This window comes from Vibrio sp. HA2012, from assembly GCF_002812955.1.
In the GTDB taxonomy this organism is placed as follows: Bacteria; Pseudomonadota; Gammaproteobacteria; order Enterobacterales; family Vibrionaceae; genus Vibrio.
This window is the reverse complement of record NZ_PFXK01000001.1, coordinates 76,281-91,855: the sequence shown is the minus strand read 5'-3', so window position 1 is coordinate 91,855 and position 15,575 is coordinate 76,281. Positions and strand designations below refer to the sequence as shown.

16 protein-coding genes are annotated in these 15,575 nt (G+C 47.9%); 5 read left to right on the top strand and 11 right to left on the bottom strand.

All coding sequences use genetic code 11. The features are described 5' to 3' along the window. Positions 1-17 precede the first annotated feature (17 nt). Positions 18-593 (bottom strand): electron transport complex subunit RsxA, encoded by a 576-nt coding sequence (rsxA, locus tag CSW98_RS00400; protein WP_100798473.1) that lies wholly within the window; start codon positions 591-593, stop codon positions 18-20. 314 nt (positions 594-907) lie between these two features. Here rsxA and nifL point away from each other — a divergent pair, with 314 nt between their 5' ends. From nifL to CSW98_RS00375, 5 genes are all read left to right on the top strand, one after another. Further along, positions 908-2,437 (top strand): nitrogen fixation negative regulator NifL, encoded by a 1,530-nt coding sequence (gene nifL / locus CSW98_RS00395; RefSeq protein WP_100798472.1) that lies wholly within the window; start codon positions 908-910, stop codon positions 2,435-2,437. Positions 2,438-2,451: 14 nt separating this feature from the next. Then, the gene (gene nifA / locus CSW98_RS00390) at positions 2,452-4,023 is read left to right on the top strand and encodes a nif-specific transcriptional activator NifA (protein WP_100798471.1); all 1,572 of its coding nucleotides are present in this window, start codon (positions 2,452-2,454) and stop codon (positions 4,021-4,023) included. A gap of 221 nt (positions 4,024-4,244) precedes the next feature. Further along, positions 4,245-5,573 (top strand): nitrogenase cofactor biosynthesis protein NifB, encoded by a 1,329-nt coding sequence (nifB, locus tag CSW98_RS00385; RefSeq protein ID WP_100798470.1) that lies wholly within the window; start codon positions 4,245-4,247, stop codon positions 5,571-5,573. Next, positions 5,573-5,830, top strand: a complete 258-nt coding sequence (locus tag CSW98_RS00380) for a 4Fe-4S dicluster domain-containing protein (RefSeq protein WP_100798469.1) — start codon at positions 5,573-5,575, stop codon at positions 5,828-5,830. The genes nifB and CSW98_RS00380 overlap by 1 nt, the downstream gene beginning before the upstream one ends. Before the next feature lie 9 nt (positions 5,831-5,839). Next, positions 5,840-6,397: a nitrogen fixation protein NifQ gene (locus tag CSW98_RS00375; protein ID WP_100798468.1), complete on the top strand. Its 558-nt coding sequence runs from the start codon at positions 5,840-5,842 to the stop codon at positions 6,395-6,397. Between the two features lie 89 nt (positions 6,398-6,486). Here CSW98_RS00375 and CSW98_RS00370 read toward each other — a convergent pair whose 3' ends face one another. From CSW98_RS00370 to nifE, 10 genes are all read right to left on the bottom strand, one after another. Further along, positions 6,487-7,347, bottom strand: a complete 861-nt coding sequence (locus CSW98_RS00370) for a peptidylprolyl isomerase (protein WP_100798467.1) — start codon at positions 7,345-7,347, stop codon at positions 6,487-6,489. Positions 7,348-7,390: 43 nt separating this feature from the next. Further along, positions 7,391-7,846: a nitrogen fixation protein NifZ gene (locus CSW98_RS00365; RefSeq protein WP_100798466.1), complete on the bottom strand. Its 456-nt coding sequence runs from the start codon at positions 7,844-7,846 to the stop codon at positions 7,391-7,393. A gap of 75 nt (positions 7,847-7,921) precedes the next feature. Next, complete coding sequence (locus tag CSW98_RS00360) at positions 7,922-8,197, bottom strand: nitrogenase-stabilizing/protective protein NifW (RefSeq protein WP_100798465.1); 276 nt, start codon at positions 8,195-8,197, stop codon at positions 7,922-7,924. A 40-nt stretch (positions 8,198-8,237) separates the two neighbouring features. After that, complete coding sequence (nifV, locus tag CSW98_RS00355; RefSeq protein WP_100798464.1) at positions 8,238-9,380, bottom strand: homocitrate synthase; 1,143 nt, start codon at positions 9,378-9,380, stop codon at positions 8,238-8,240. 21 nt (positions 9,381-9,401) lie between these two features. Continuing rightward, complete coding sequence (nifS, locus tag CSW98_RS00350) at positions 9,402-10,628, bottom strand: cysteine desulfurase NifS (protein ID WP_198517241.1); 1,227 nt, start codon at positions 10,626-10,628, stop codon at positions 9,402-9,404. Next, entirely contained in the window at positions 10,618-11,529 is a 912-nt protein-coding gene (nifU, locus tag CSW98_RS00345; RefSeq protein ID WP_100798463.1) for a Fe-S cluster assembly protein NifU, read from the bottom strand. The genes nifS and nifU overlap by 11 nt, the downstream gene beginning before the upstream one ends. A 339-nt stretch (positions 11,530-11,868) precedes the next feature. Further along, positions 11,869-12,165 (bottom strand): ferredoxin III, nif-specific, encoded by a 297-nt coding sequence (gene fdxB / locus CSW98_RS00340; RefSeq protein ID WP_198517240.1) that lies wholly within the window; start codon positions 12,163-12,165, stop codon positions 11,869-11,871. A 15-nt stretch (positions 12,166-12,180) separates the two neighbouring features. Then, on the bottom strand, positions 12,181-12,669 hold the full coding sequence (locus tag CSW98_RS00335) for a NifB/NifX family molybdenum-iron cluster-binding protein (protein ID WP_100798461.1): 489 nt from the start codon (positions 12,667-12,669) through the stop codon (positions 12,181-12,183). Then, complete coding sequence (nifN, locus tag CSW98_RS00330; RefSeq protein ID WP_100798460.1) at positions 12,666-14,033, bottom strand: nitrogenase iron-molybdenum cofactor biosynthesis protein NifN; 1,368 nt, start codon at positions 14,031-14,033, stop codon at positions 12,666-12,668. The genes CSW98_RS00335 and nifN overlap by 4 nt, the downstream gene beginning before the upstream one ends. 9 nt (positions 14,034-14,042) lie before the next feature. After that, positions 14,043-15,470 (bottom strand): nitrogenase iron-molybdenum cofactor biosynthesis protein NifE, encoded by a 1,428-nt coding sequence (gene nifE, locus CSW98_RS00325; protein WP_100798459.1) that lies wholly within the window; start codon positions 15,468-15,470, stop codon positions 14,043-14,045. Positions 15,471-15,575 lie beyond the last annotated feature (105 nt).

The window sequence follows — 15,575 nt, the reverse complement described above, 5'->3', positions numbered from 1 at the left end:
CCTCCTGTCTGCTCTACTTACACAATGCCGGCAAAGCCCATAAAGGCCATGGATAACAAACCCGCTGTAATAAAAGCAATGGGAGTACCTTTCAATGCTGCCGGGACCCGGTTCAGGGTTAGCTGACTCCGCAGGCCTGCAAACAGCACGATAACCAGTGTAAATCCAAGAGCCGATCCCAGACTGAACATCACCGTATTAAAAAAAGACAGCCCCTCCTGAACGGCCAGCAGAGCCACACCTAAGACAGCGCAATTGGTCGTGATCAGAGGAAGAAAAACACCTAAAGACTGATAAAGGGTAGGATCGTGTTTTTTAACATACAGCTCCGTAAGCTGTACGACTGCCGCAATCACCAGAATAAAAGCGATGATTCGCATAAATTCCAGACCTAACGGCGCGAGAATAAAGAACTCCAGCAGCCAGGTAGTAATAGCTGCCATGGTCAAAACGAAGGTGGTGGCGATACCCATACCCAACGCACTGCCTATTTTTCCTGACACCCCCATGAAGGGACATAAGCCCAGAAATTTCGCCAGTACCACATTATTGACTAACGAAGCACTCAGTAATATGAGCAAACCTTCCGACATTGCAATCATCCTTGATCGATTCATTTTCCCGGTCTGCTGCATAGCCTGTGCCAGTCATCCTGTGCACCACAAATGGACATATAAGGCCTTTATTTACAAGGAAAGCACCAGCAATGGTCACTGGAATGCAGGAAAAAGTAATTGTCACAAAGCCGACAATAGCTATTTTTTTACCGCGAATTGTTCTATATCAAACATCAGTTAAACATCCGCCAGTCAAATTTCCCTTACCCTGTGCATGGAATAATTAATGCATAAGGGTACTGAACAGGAAGCAAATAATGGTTTCTGGACAAAAGACAAGGAAGACGGGTATGAAGCAACTGGATAGCTTTGAAATAAATACCGCCGACTATGATTTTGGTGATAATACCTACAAGCAGATTCTTCTGAATGCGCCTGTCGCGGTCACTATTACCGATCATTTGGGCAATATTATTCTGATAAATCAGTATTTTTCTGATATTACCGGATATACAGAACATGAGTTAAACGGAAAAAACTGCTCTATTTTATCTTATAAAACAACACCTAAAAGTGTTTATGAAAATCTTTGGGCTACCATTTCTACAGGAAAACACTGGCAGGGACAATTAATCAATAAAAAGAAAAATGGCGATTTATATATTGCAGAGATATCAATCTCCAGATTCCAGAACACAAATGGTGATACCTTTTATTACGCTATACATAAAGATATTACGGAAAAGATTCAGCTACAAACTCAGCAGAAAAACCAATCTGCCATGTTCGAAGCCGTATTAAATTCAGCACCAATCGCCATTGCATTAATAGATCATCAGGAGAATATCCTGTTCAAAAATCGGTTATTTGAGAACCTGACAACAGATATTCATCAATCACCGGTAACCCTGCTTTCTGATTATTTAATCACCAACTATCAGTACCGTTCTATTGGTCATTTTATGCAAAATAAGCAACGCAAATATAAGGGTATCCACCTTAACGGTTCCGGCTCCGGAATCGATCGCTGGTTTGATTACGCACTGGCAAAGATCCCCGTGACCGACACAGCCGCAGAGGCTTATTTTCATCCCACCGATGAATACTATACCGTCATTGGGATCATAGAACGGACAAAAGAGAAACAATATCTGGAAGAACGCCGCATCAACACCATTAAGCTGATGGCAAACGATAACAAATATGTTCATGCTATGCAGGAAGCCATGATGGCGACCCTGCATCAGTTGCAGGGGCCATTCAATATGATTGAATCTGCCGTGAATATCCTGAAACGACGCAATAATGCCTGCCCGGGACTGGTCGCCATGGATGAAGCCATGAGTAATGCCATCTATGCTCTGGATGAGATAAAACAGGCTATACCTGAGCGGGGTGATGAAGCGTTTCAACCGGTCAACCTGAATCAGGTGGTTCGCGATGCGACAACGATCAGTACGGAGCAGTTATTAACGGCATCAGCAAAACTTGAGATTACACTGGCAGCAACGCTGCCCTCCATCAAGGGTAAACCTAACCGGCTTTTGCTGGCAGTAAAACAGCTGCTCGATAATGCTGTCGATGCCATTCAATCCTCACGTTCCCGTTCCCGCGCCATTCAGATCACCACAACAGAAAGTGATGATGACATCTCTCTTATCATTGATGACAGCGGGAACGGTGTTGAGCCGGGCGTACGGCTCAAGATTTTTCAGCCGTTTTACAGCACGAAGCCCAGATACTCATCCGGATGCCGGGGAATAGGACTGGCTATCGTACAACAAGTGATTAATGAACATTCAGCCACAATCAACATAGACAACAGCGCCCGGCTTGGTGGTGCCCGTATTACTCTCACGTTTCCCAAGTACAGTTACTAAGAGGCAGAACCGCTATGTCCGTTGAATACTCAACCGTAGATCTTGAACGGCAGTTATTAGCTGCCATGTATAAGATCAGCAGTCAGCTTAATGTCAGCCTCGATTACACCCGTTCCACCAATCAGGTGCTGAAAATTCTGCATGATGAATGCAACCTGCTGTGTGGGGTGCTGACTATCCGGGATACAGAGAGAAACATTATGCTGGTTAAATCCATGCACTCTCCTGTCCCTAATACAGCTACAGAAGAAAAACAGGTTTCCTACAAGGCCGGAGAAGGGATCATCGGCGATGTGCTGAACCAGGGGCACTCTATCGTAGTACGTAATCTGGGCAATGATATGCGTTTTGCTGATAAGCTGGCGCTGTACGATTATGACAAACCCTTTATCTGTGTGCCGTTAAAAGACTCATCTTCCCGTATTATCGGTGCCCTTTCTGCCCAGCCCATGAATAATTCCGATCAGGAAATCACCCTGCTGAACAAATTTCTGGAGATGATCGCTAACCTGATCGCCAAAAATCTCCAACTTGCCCATCAGGTAGAAACACAACAGAAACAGCTGGTCAGTGAAAGAGACGGGTTGAGGAGAAAAGTACGCAATAATTACAGCTTTGATAATCTTGTCGGCCATACCAAACCCATGCGCCAGATCTTCGATCAGATACGACTGGTTTCCCGCTGGGATTCAACGGTACTGGTCCGGGGCGAATCCGGTACGGGTAAGGAACTGATCGCCAATGCTATTCATTACAACTCACCACGGGCAAATAATCCGTTTATCAAACTGAACTGTGCTGCCTTACCCGATAATCTGCTGGAATCGGAGCTGTTCGGCCATGAAAAAGGCGCATTCACCGGTGCTGTCAAACAGCGAAAAGGCCGGTTTGAAATGGCACATAACGGAACGATTTTTCTGGATGAAATAGGCGAAACCAGCCCGGCTTTTCAGGCCAAGCTACTGCGGGTATTGCAGGAAAAAGAGTTTGAGCGAGTTGGCGGCACAGATACGATTTCTGTTGATGTGCGGATTATTGCAGCGACGAACCGGAATCTGGAAGAGGAAGTAAGCGAAGGAGGTTTCCGTGAAGACCTGTATTACCGTCTGAATGTCATGCCTATGTACCTGCCAGCGCTGCGTGAGCGTGTGCAAGATATCCCCGACTTAGCTGACTTTATGCTGGCAAATCTGAGTAAAAAACAGCAGCGTAAACTGACTATCGATGATGCCGCTATTCGTACTATGATGGCATATCCATGGCCAGGAAACGTCCGGGAGCTGGAGAATACACTAGAGCGGGCTGCTGTACTCAGTGAATCCGGGTTGATCACGCCTGATCTGATATCTTTCCCGCAATTTGAACCGGCCCCCCAGCAGGTCAGAGCCCCGATGATAAGCACTCAGAAGACCATCAGCGAACCGCTTTCTAAAGAAACACGGGGCAATGACGAACGTCAGGCCGTCATTGATGCACTTGAACAGTCCGGCTGGGTCAAAGCTAAAGCCGCCCGGCTGCTGAATATGACACCTCGCCAAATTGCCTACCGCATTCAGGTGATGAATATCGAAATGAAACAAATTTAATTCTGCCTGCCTTCTGCCCCTCCCCTGAGTGTCAGCTTCAGCAGGAGGGGCATGTTTTCACTCCACTGACAAAATAGGAAATAATGTTTGCTTTACGACAATTGTCACTACGACAAAACCAGAGAACACAAGATAACTCATTGATTTTAATTAAATACAAGCAGGAATAGACTTTGCAGTCACTTCTGTTACAGATGAAAACCTTAAGGACGAGGTCGTCAATGGATACTCAAACAAGATCCCCGGTCACAGAGGGGGGAGATGCAACCAAAATCAGCCATTTTTTCCGTAAAGAAGTACAGGATAAAATTGCCCGGCACCCCTGCTACTCAAAGAATGCACACCAGTATGCCCGCATGCATCTTCCCGTTGCACCGGCCTGCAATATCCAGTGTAACTACTGTAACCGCAAATATGACTGCAGTAACGAATCACGCCCGGGTGTTGTATCCAATCTGGTTGACCCGAGTGGTGCACTGAAGCACTTCCGGGCCGTTAAAAAACGGGTACCCAATCTGTCTGTTATCGGTATTGCCGGTCCGGGAGATGCACTGGCCAACCCGAAAGCCACTTTCGCCGCATTACGTATGATTAAAGCCGAAGACCCGGAGGTACAATTGTGTATATCCACCAATGGTCTGAATCTGGTTGATTATATTGATGAACTGGTTGAAGTCGGAGTGAACCACCTGACTATCACCATTAACTGTATCGATCCGAATATCGGAGCCAAAATCTATCCCTGGGTATTCTTCAATCATAAACGCCTGCGGGGTATTGAAGCAGCAGAAACGCTGATCCAGCGGCAAATGGCAGGACTGGATGCCGCTGCACAGGCAGGGCTTCTGGTTAAGGTTAATACGGTATTAATTCCGGGTATCAATGACCAGCATATTCAGGCCGTCTCTGATGCAGTAAACCGTAAAGGAGCCATGTTGCACAACATCATGCCGCTCATCTCTGAACCGGAACACGGTACTTATTTCGGACTGACCGGACAACGCGGCCCCACCGAGGAAGAACTGAATACGGCACGACTTCAGTCCGGAAGTAATATGGCGCAAATGACTCATTGCCGGCAGTGCCGTGCTGATGCAGTGGGTACTCTGGGTGAAGGATGCCAGGAAAATACCGCGGATCTTCGTGACAGTACGACTTATAAAGTCGCCGTTGCCAACACAGCCGACAAGAGTTCAGAATTGATCCGGACACATTTTGGTCATGCCGATCAGTTCAGCATCTACCATTACTCTGCCGCAGAACAGACCTTTATCCATAAAGAAACCCGGGTGGCGTCTAAATACTGCTCCGGCAGCAATGAATGTATTGATGATGAAGAGTTTAAACAGCTTCTGATCGATAGCATCTCTGACTGCGATGAGCTCTTATGTTCCCGAATCGGCATCTCTCCATGGAAAAAACTGGAAAATGCCGGTGTGCGGCCAAACGTTGATTTTGCTTATCAGAGTACCGCCGAGGCTCTTGCTGAGATAGCTAAACGCTGCCAGAACATAGTGAGCCATCAGGAATCACACAAGGAGACAGCATAATGTTATACGCGATTACCGATAAATGTACCGGTTGTCATGCCTGCCAGACCGTCTGTCCCAGCCATGCCATCTACAAAACCGAAGATCCTGAGGAGCCACTGTTTCAAATCCACAGTAAGCGCTGTACCGGTTGTGAAGGCTCATTCGATGACCCGCAATGTGCCAGCATCTGCCCTATTGAAGAGGCAATCATCAATCAGGCCGGTATTGCCGTTAATCCCAGAGGAAGTCTCACCGGCATACAGATCCAGAATTGAGGGTATGCTATGGGAAGACGTGATGAATTATTAAGATTCTGGCAGCACATAGTCACCGCCTACTGTGCCGATCAAACCACACTGCCTCCTTTTCTGGGACTGAGTCAGGGTGACTGTGCCACCCTGATGGATCAGTTGGATAACATCGGGGGTTCACTGCACAGGCATCGATGTTCCATGCAGATCCTGCCTTTATCAACAGAAAAACAGGCTGTTTTTTATGATCTGCTCCGGCTCAGAGCTGATGAAACTGAACAGATTAGTCAGCTACTGGCAAAACATGTCAATACAGACAGCTTTTATTCCTGCTTTGCGGTTCGGGTTATAAGCTGTGCTTGCATGGGGTCTTCTCATCTGTGGTCAGATCTGGGGCTTCCGGAACGCCCGGTACTGGGGGAGATGATCCGCCACTATTTTCCTGCTCTACACCAGAAAAATGTGCATAACATGCGCTGGAAACGTTTTTTCTACAAACAGCTCTGTGAAGCCGGAGGAGACTACGTATGCCGTGCTCCCAGCTGTGCAGAATGCAGCAGTTACAGTGAATGTTATTCTGTCACCGATTAACTTCTCCCTCTTTCTGCCTGAGCAGAGGAAAAAAAGAAACAAAAAAACCTCGCCAATATGAGGACGAGGCTTTTTGTTTCAGCACCACCTCAGGATGCAGGATTCAGAGCAGCATCCAAACTATTCAGCTGACGGATCCACTGCCGTTGCAGATATTGCTTTGCCCGGCTGCTATGCTTTTCCTGTAAAAATGGCCAGACTTCCTCAAATGTAGCCACATAAGGCGGCTTCTCTTCATGCCAGACAATAAGGTGATATCCGACTTCAGTTTCAATCGGATCACTCACCTGTTCTTTGGGCAGGGAATACAGTGTATTCGTGATCTCAGAATAAAGACGCCCCTCCTCACACCAGCCCAGATAGCCGTGTTCTATTGCGCTCGGACACTCAGAATATCGGACAGCCAACTCAGAAAAAGTGTTTGTCCCGGAGATGGCTTGTTTCTGTATATCTTTGATGCGAGCCAGTGCGCTGAGCCGGGTATTTTCAGCAAAATCATCATTAATAGTGATCAGTATCTGGCTCAGTTTCCAGGTTTTGGCTCTGGAGAATTCGAGCCTGTTTTTCTGGTAATAATCCAGAGCCTGCTGCCGGTCTAACCGGGGAATATCGCGGGAAATCAGTTCCATTACCCGTTCACAGTGCAACTCATCTTTTAACGCAAATTTCAGACCTTCTACGGTTAAACCCTGCTGCTTTAATGAATGGTAAAATGCCGACTCAGACTCAAACTGCTGAATCCGGCTGTTGTATGCTTCCGCGATTTCTGATCTGGAAACGCTCACTTGCTGCGCCTCCGAAGAAGATAAAATACTGCACTGCAACTGATGCAGTCTGACGACATCCTGTGAAAGTTGGGCTTTCTGCACGCTGGAGAGATATTCAGGATTAAGTTTAAACTTTTCTGTCGCCAGTTTGATTGTCAGATAACGTCTTTTCTGTTCGTCCATATTCCCTCCATGAATCGCTTTATTCCTCTGTTCCGTAGACGGGTTATCCCGCCTCAGCTATTTGCAGAGCCCTGGCAACAACCCTCACCAGATGACCTGCAACGGCAACTTCATACTCAAGTACTCCACTGTCCAGATCCCGGTACACCCGCTGAACTTCCACCATATCGCCTTTAGCAGCAATAATCTGACCTTGCATTTTTAACGCAAGGGTCAGCCGGGCTTTGTCCAGAGAACGGAACTTGCACGGTATCCAGTCCAGTTTTGCATCAATCACTTCCGTTTCGCGGATCCCGACAACCCGGTTCTTCTCCGGAAAATAAACCTCATAAATAATCTGATCCTGCAGAAAATATCCCGAACTACGAACCGTTCCAGTCTCTCCCTGCTCAATCAGAAGTTCCCCTTTATTCAGGCCGGGAAAACTGCCGTCATTACGTACATTCCGGATAACCCGGATTTCACTTCCGGCAGGAAAACGGGCGTTATAGCAGTCCATTACTTTCTCCCATTATCATCGGCATCTATCCCCTGTTCGTCGCTTCTTAATGCATGCTTCTCCATTCCGGTACCTTCAATCATCACATTCACTACAGCCCTGACAATCCGAGGCCTTAAATGCCAGCTCATTACCATTTTCAAGCTGGCGATAAGCAATCTTCAGTGCCTTCCGGTATTCCTGATGCTGCAGAGGCTGGGAAAAAGAATTCAGAATATGATGAAATAAGCGCAATAACTGGATACGTTTGACCCTGACCAGCTCCGGGTCAAAATCAATCTGAAAAAAACGCAGAAAATCTTCGGCATGTTCCAGCTCCGAGATCCGAACTTCAATATCTGACTCTGTCATGCAGGTTTCCTTGCCGACAAGCGGCTTGTCTGTTCATCCACTACGCTGCCACACCGGTTCTGAGCAAAGCCAACAGATCATCGGTGGTAGGCAGGCATTTATGGCTTTCCGCCCATCCCCGCAAAGCGACTCGTAAAAACTCACACTCTTGTAGCGTAAGCTCAATCCCCAGCCCTTTGTAAACAGACAAAATCGCTTTGTTACCAGAATGCTTACCCAGAACAAACCGATGCTCCCGCCCGACCAGTGCAGGAGAAAATCCCTGATAGTTATTAATATCTTTCAGCAGACCATCTACGTGTACCCCGGATTCATGTGTGAATACCGTATCACCAACAATGGCTTTCTGCGGCCATTTTGTCCTGCCGGATGCACTCTGAACACAGTCACACAACCCGGGTAATGCCGTCAGGCAGATACCTGTCGTCCCTTTATTCAGTACCGACAGCGCGACAACCACTTCTTCCAGCGCCGCATTACCTGCCCGCTCTCCCAGTCCATTTACCGTGGTATTTACGGATGTTACACCGGCATCAATCGCTGCAAGTGTATTGGCGGTTGCCAGACCAAGGTCATTGTGAGCATGCATTTCCAGCTGCAAATCCGTATTGCCTTTCAGTGCAGAAATAAACCGGGTGGTGGTAACCGGGTCTAAAATGCCGAGTGTATCGGCGAAGCGAAGACGTTTTGCACCCGATTTCTGCGCCAGTTCCGCAACCTTAAGCATCAGATTAATATCTGCCCGGGAGGCATCTTCCATACCGATACAGACATCGGCACCATGCTCAACCGTCTGACGAATATGCCACTCGCAGTGACGCAATAACTGTGGCATCGTCATATTCAGTTTGCTGCGGATCTGCTGAGCAGACACCGGAACCGAAAGATCCAGCCAGTCCAGTCCCAGTCCCTGCGCACTCAGGATGTCATCTTGTGCCATGCGACACCATGCCATGGTTTTCGCCGAGCTTAACGCTTGTGTAATAGCACAAATGGTTTGCTGCTCTTCCCTCCCCATTGCGGGGATCCCGATCTCCAGCTCCGGAACTCCGGCAGCTTCAAGTTGTAAGGCAATCGTAATCTTTTCTTCCGTAGTAAATGCAACCCCCGGGCTCTGTTCACCATCGCGCAGTGTTGTATCGTTTACCGTAACCTTTGTGACGCTGACCGTTCCCTGTGTCATCATCCACCTCTTTGAATGCGGTTATGCATAGGCCGGAGCAAAGCTGTCTTCTGCTCCCTGATTTTTCTCATTATCCCAATACGGAGACAGCATTCGCAGTCGTTCAACAATAGCGGGGAGCTGTTCCAGCACATGGTCTATGTCGTCATCGGTTGTAAAACGGGACAGTGAGAAACGCAAAGTACCATGCGCTGCCGTAAACGGAATATTCATCGCTTTCATCACATGGGAGGGTTCCAGAGACCCGGATGTGCAGGCTGAACCGGATGACGCAGCAATTCCGGCCTGATTCATCAGCAGCAGCAGGGCTTCACCTTCTACATACTCAATCGCAATATTGGTCGTATTAGGAACCCGTTCCCGTGGATTACCGGTTACAAACGTACTGGGAATACGAGCCAGAATGCCCTGCTCCAGCCGGTCACGCATCAGCGCTATCTGAAACATATCACTGTCTATCGACTTCTGTGCCAGCTCTGCTGCGACTCCAAGACCGATAATGGATGCTGCATTTTCCGTTCCGGCCCGACGTCCTCTTTCCTGATGCCCACCCCGGAGCAGAGGCCGGAAACGAGTTCCCCGCTTCAGATACAGAACGCCCACCCCTTTGGGCGCATGGAACTTATGTCCGGACAACGACAGCATATCTATGTCCGTCGTTTTCACATCAACAGGCCGTTTCCCCATAACCTGCACCGCATCGACATGGAACTGAGCCCCAACGGCTTTGGCCTCTTTTGCCAGATACTCCACCGGGAAAATAGTACCGGTTTCATTGTTGGCCCACATCACCGAAACCACTGCAACATTCTCACTCAGAGCCTTCAGGTAGGCGTCGGTATCCAGCCGGCCTTTGGTGTCAACACCAATCCAGTGCACCCGGTAGCCTTTACGTTCGAGATTCTGACACAGTTGCAGTGTGGCCGGATGCTCAACCACAGTTGTAATGATCTCCTTTCTCTCCGGCAGAGCTTCCAGTGCGGACAAAATGGCGGTTGTCGTCGCTTCAGTTGCCGAAGAAGTGAAAATGATTTCCGAACTGTATGCTGCACCGATAAACGCCTGTAGCCGCTCACGTGCCAGCTCCATCGCTTTACCTACTCTTGCGCCCAGTTCGTGGATTGAGGAGGGATTGCCGTAAAATTCATCCAGATACGGAATCATGGTATCCAGCACTCTGGGATCAATACGTGTCGTAGCATTATTATCCAGATAGACGACTCTGGCAGGGACTTTATCAGGCATCATAAGTTGCCTCCTTCTTCTGGTTGCGTTCCTGAACCGGAAATACGGTGACAGCCACACCTAATGCTTGTGACACTTTGTTCTCAATCGTCGCCAGAGTTAACCCGGACAACCCGCAGCCGCTACAGTTTCCGGACATGGACACAAAAATCAGGTCATCTTCAATATCGACCAGTTGAATATTACCGCCATCAGCAATCACTGCAGGACGTATCTCATCTAACACCGCTTCCACGACCCGTATTCGCTGTAGCATCGCTTTCTGACTGATAACAGGTTCCAGTGTCTCAACGACAGCATCTTCTACAGATTCTGTAATAGCAGAAGCCGTTTGTTCCTCAGCCAGACAAGCTTCCAGTACCCATTCAATTTTCTCATGGCAGGAGGCACAGGCACCACCAGCTTTGGTGTAGTTAATCACCTCTTCCAGTGTGGTCAGTTGATTGGTTTTAACCACCCGTTTGATCATCAGGTCATCAATCGCAAAGCACTTACAGATCAGTTCACCTTCTTCATGGTCATCATCAATCACTTCACCACGATAATCCGCTGCTGCCGCATGTAAAGCTTCCATCCCCATGACTGAGCAGTGCATTTTTTCCGGAGGTAAGCCCTCCAGATAATCGGCAATATCTTTATTTGTCACTTTCAGTGCATCATCCAGCGTCTTGCCGATAATCATTTCTGTCAGTGCCGATGATGAAGCAATCGCACTGCCGCAACCAAAGGTCTGAAAACCTGCATCTTCAATTACCTCAGTTTCAGGATTGATCTTCAGACTCAGACTCAGTGCATCACCACAACTCAGGGAACCAACATCCCCTTTGGCATTTGCATCTGTCAGCATTTTGGCATTTCTTGGCTGAAAAAAGTGTTCCTTCACTTTCTCTGAATAATCCCACATATCAAGCACTCCTTGCTTCCATAGGGTTCTGTACACCACACCGGTACCAGATGCCCAAATTTCTTTTTTATTCGATCCTGCAAACCTCACACCAGAAAATGTGACATACGTAACCTTATGATATCTAAGAAGAATGAAATGTGTGAATTAGATCAAATTATAGAATGGGACAATTTGTGCGTTTCTTTGTCATGTTACAGATAAAACATTGTCGGAAACCCCACAATTACGTTGTGCGTTTTCCGTCATGTTCATTAAGCTCTTCCTTGTTGCTGGCATAAAAAACCGCCATAATAAAATACGACGGTTTATTTTCAGTCTCAGAGGCCATATGGTCTCTTATACCGGTGCAGAGCCTGGCTCAAAACTGTGACAATTTTTAGCACATACTTTTGCGCAGGCACCACAGCCAATACAGTCATCGGCATTGTCGATAGCCATGACCATCATCATGTCATCCTCATCATAAAGATCATCATCTTCATCAATATTTTCATTTTCAACAAGGTTGAATACATCCCGGGAACAGACCTTATAACAGCGTCCGCAACCGATGCAGTTCTCCTGATCCAGTTGTTTGATAAATTGAGGTTCCCATACGGTTCCGCCTCGTGTTAATCCAGTGATATTGCTCATCATTATTTCCTTTTATTACCACTCTTCATCCATTAATTTATTTAACCGGTTCTGATCAGAACTTTGATCATGTTTCTTTTTTTCTGCCATTTTTAATGCCCGATTCAGCCAGCCGGTCGGAGCCCCTCTAAGCTCTTCCTGAATTTCTGCCAACATAAGGTGAATATTGACGCCTTCCGAAACCTTTACCGGGTTGATGTTATCTCCCAGCAACTGGCGAATGGCTGATACCCCGCAAGCATTGCAGTAAACCGCCGCACAACCACTGAGATCCGCAATTCTTGCGGGTAATTTGTCGTGCGTTTTATCACTGATAACCGGGTATTCTATCGCTTCCAGCAATGACCAGTGATGCTCGTTTACGCCATAAATCAGTACACATTTTGCGGTACCGAAATGCTGATCAACATGCTGCCTGTCAAGGGTGGTAAAGGCAATTTTCAGCTTAAACTGACCTTCATCCGGAGAAGGTTCTATATGCAGTTTTCGCTCGCTTTGAATCATAACGTCTCCTTCCGGGTCACTTCTGACGGGGAGAAACGGTAACCGCTGATGTGCGGCTCAACTTCCTCTTTATGGTTGAGCATAATACTGTTCGCCAGAGCAAAAATACGCTCCCGGCTGCCTTCATAACCAAATTGGCGAACATCCATTATGCCGAACTGATCATGACACGGATAGCCAGCCCGAATGACCGGTATTTCAGGTTCACAGATGTGAGCCGCATGGGTATTACTGATAACGGCAGAAACAGGCTGGTTCGATGGCAGCAACATCGACAGATCACCGATCAGAATTTCATCGGCATCAATCTGTTGCAGACCCGGAGTATCCAGGGTGGTCACCACCCGTGAAATTCTACAGCCCATACTGCCTAAAAGCCGGGCATAGCCGGTAGCCAAATCCGGTTCCAGACCAAGAGATACCGTTGCATGAGTCAGGTAAAAGTGCGTATCAACCATTGCATCCTGCAGGCGTTTTCTGGCACGGGTTATCCAGCCGGGTACAGGCATGCCACTCAGTTCCGTCAACGCCATGATCAGCTTATCCACACTGTCTATTCCCATCCCCATATCGGTACGGATATAAGGAATGGCAAAACGTTTTTCCAGCCACTTAGCCGTCGGAAGCATCGACTCGCCGATAATGATGGTCATCGCTGCTTCGGACATCATTTCAACTTCATAGACAGACGTGCCTCCCAGACTGACAGGTGAGTAATCACTGTCCCCGGTATGTCCGTCCAGTGACAGAGAAATATCCGGAACGATAACTGCGTCCAGATTAAATGCGTCCAGATATCCTTTCAGTGTCTCGATATCCACCGCTGTCATCCCCACAGAACAGAGTACGTTTACCAGCTTCCGCTGACGTTTGATTTTCGAAGGCGGTAACACCAGCTGACGAACAATCCTATCCACTGCGTGTGCAAATCCGGACTGCATGGAACCGGTAAAATCCGGGGTATTCATTGCAACAATCCGGGTCGAATCAAATTGCGGGTTTGCCCGTTTAAAATCCATAATGACCCGGGAAAGATCCGTCCCCTGTAATTCCGTCAACCCAGTAGTCATCACACTAATAAGCGTTGGGGCATGTTTCTCACATAACAGTTGCATCGCTGCCAGCAGGTTTTCATCTCCCCCCATGACGGCCGCCACCTGATCGATGGCGGTATTCTGAATGGGGATCGCCTCTCTGAAATGTGAAATCAGATAGATCTTATTGAAAGCAGCACATCCCTGAGCACCGTGCAATAAGGGGATACTGCCCTGAAAGCCCAGAGTTGCGACCGTGGCTCCGGTCGCCGGGCTGGTTTTCAGTGGCTGTGTTGACAGAGGTGAATTGTTCTTAATTACGCGTGCCATACTCACTCCTTACGCTTTAATTCGCGATGCAGAGACCTCTGCTTGTGCTGTTTTATCGGATTCCTGTTCCCATGGGGCTGAGCTTTGGGCAGCAGCCCAGACCGGACTCTGGATGGTCCGGTATAACTCCCTCGCCAGAGTTATCATGCCCTCATACCCGGCATAGGGAAGATGACGCTCCTGATTAATGTGCAGAAAAGGAACGGGGGCTTTCAATGCGGTGTACATATTCCGGCCACCGGCAACCATAACGTCTGCATCATGCCGGTAATAGATATCCAGCAGATTTCTTGCACCACCTTCATCCAGCATCAGAGCCTCTTCACCCATAATATCTATGATCCGGTTTTTATCTGCCTGCGTTGATTTTGTTGTCCCTGTTGCAACCGTCTCAATACCAATTTCTGCAAGTGCACTGATCACCGACCAGGATTTCACTCCCCCGGTATACAGCAGGGCTTTTTTACCGGATAACGCCTCAGCATAGGGTTTTAGTGCTTCTCTGACCCTTTTTTCTTCCCGGGCAATAACCTGCTCTGTGTGATCTGTCAGCTTGTCATCATTAATCAGAGCAGCAAACTGACGCAATGCGGACGATGTGTCTTCAATACCGTAAAAACTGCCCTCGAACCAGGGAACGCCCCAGCGCTCCTGCAATTTTCTGGCTACGTTAATCTGTGCCCGCGAACACACAACCATAGCGGCATCAGCACGATGCATGGTCTGGATCTGATGGAACTGGGTGTCTCCGGCCATACAGCACAGTACCCGTAATCCCAGCTCTTCAAACAGAGGGGAAACATGCCAGAACTCACCGGCAATATTGTATTCGCCAATCAGCACAATATCGTGAACCTTCCTGGTAGGATCATGCTTCATCAGCGGTTTAGGCGGCGGCTCTGCTGTACCAACCACTTTATTAACCATGACTTCACCGGCAATCCGGTTGCCAAGATTTTTATTACCGTAAAACCCAGCCGCATCCACATGCACCACAGGTACACCGTACCGCTCCTGAGCCAGTGCACATATCGCATCCACGTCATTCCCTTCCAGAGCCGGCACACAGGTCATATACACGAATACCGCCGGAGGCTGATGTTCGGTAATCAGTTGCTTAATGGCATGCAGCAATCTTTTCTCTGCTCGTCCCATGATGACATCCTGTTCATTAAGATCCGTGGTAAATCCTAATCTGAACAGATTCTTACCCGTAGCCCTTGTACCCCGGTTGTTCCAGCTATTTCCGGCACAGCCGATAGGGCCATGTACAATATGTCCGACATCGGCAATAGGCAACAGGCTGATTTGTGCACCGTCAAAAGGACAGCCGCCAGCAGTAGCGCCTGGGGTCGGCCGGCTACATCCACTCTTTTCACCTTTATTGTGCTCACACGCCGGCTCGTTTTGTAGAAGTCTGATTTCGGATTGTTTCATTACGCCTCCTGCGACAGATAACATGTTCCTAAATTGCTTTTTTCTCTACTTTTGCAATAAAAGAGCCAAGAGTTACTTTGTTGTTTTATAAGAATTTTTTATATT

Coding starts and splice junctions, on each gene's coding strand:
- rsxA (WP_100798473.1), bottom strand. CDS start 593: ATGTCGGAAGGTTTGCTCATATTACTGAGTGCTTCGTTAGTCAATAAT.
- nifL (WP_100798472.1), top strand. CDS start 908: ATGAAGCAACTGGATAGCTTTGAAATAAATACCGCCGACTATGATTTT.
- nifA (WP_100798471.1), top strand. CDS start 2,452: ATGTCCGTTGAATACTCAACCGTAGATCTTGAACGGCAGTTATTAGCT.
- nifB (WP_100798470.1), top strand. CDS start 4,245: ATGGATACTCAAACAAGATCCCCGGTCACAGAGGGGGGAGATGCAACC.
- CSW98_RS00380 (WP_100798469.1), top strand. CDS start 5,573: ATGTTATACGCGATTACCGATAAATGTACCGGTTGTCATGCCTGCCAG.
- CSW98_RS00375 (WP_100798468.1), top strand. CDS start 5,840: ATGGGAAGACGTGATGAATTATTAAGATTCTGGCAGCACATAGTCACC.
- CSW98_RS00370 (WP_100798467.1), bottom strand. CDS start 7,347: ATGGACGAACAGAAAAGACGTTATCTGACAATCAAACTGGCGACAGAA.
- CSW98_RS00365 (WP_100798466.1), bottom strand. CDS start 7,846: ATGGACTGCTATAACGCCCGTTTTCCTGCCGGAAGTGAAATCCGGGTT.
- CSW98_RS00360 (WP_100798465.1), bottom strand. CDS start 8,197: ATGACAGAGTCAGATATTGAAGTTCGGATCTCGGAGCTGGAACATGCC.
- nifV (WP_100798464.1), bottom strand. CDS start 9,380: ATGACACAGGGAACGGTCAGCGTCACAAAGGTTACGGTAAACGATACA.
- nifS (WP_198517241.1), bottom strand. CDS start 10,628: ATGATGCCTGATAAAGTCCCTGCCAGAGTCGTCTATCTGGATAATAAT.
- nifU (WP_100798463.1), bottom strand. CDS start 11,529: ATGTGGGATTATTCAGAGAAAGTGAAGGAACACTTTTTTCAGCCAAGA.
- fdxB (WP_198517240.1), bottom strand. CDS start 12,165: ATGAGCAATATCACTGGATTAACACGAGGCGGAACCGTATGGGAACCT.
- CSW98_RS00335 (WP_100798461.1), bottom strand. CDS start 12,669: ATGATTCAAAGCGAGCGAAAACTGCATATAGAACCTTCTCCGGATGAA.
- nifN (WP_100798460.1), bottom strand. CDS start 14,033: ATGGCACGCGTAATTAAGAACAATTCACCTCTGTCAACACAGCCACTG.
- nifE (WP_100798459.1), bottom strand. CDS start 15,470: ATGAAACAATCCGAAATCAGACTTCTACAAAACGAGCCGGCGTGTGAG.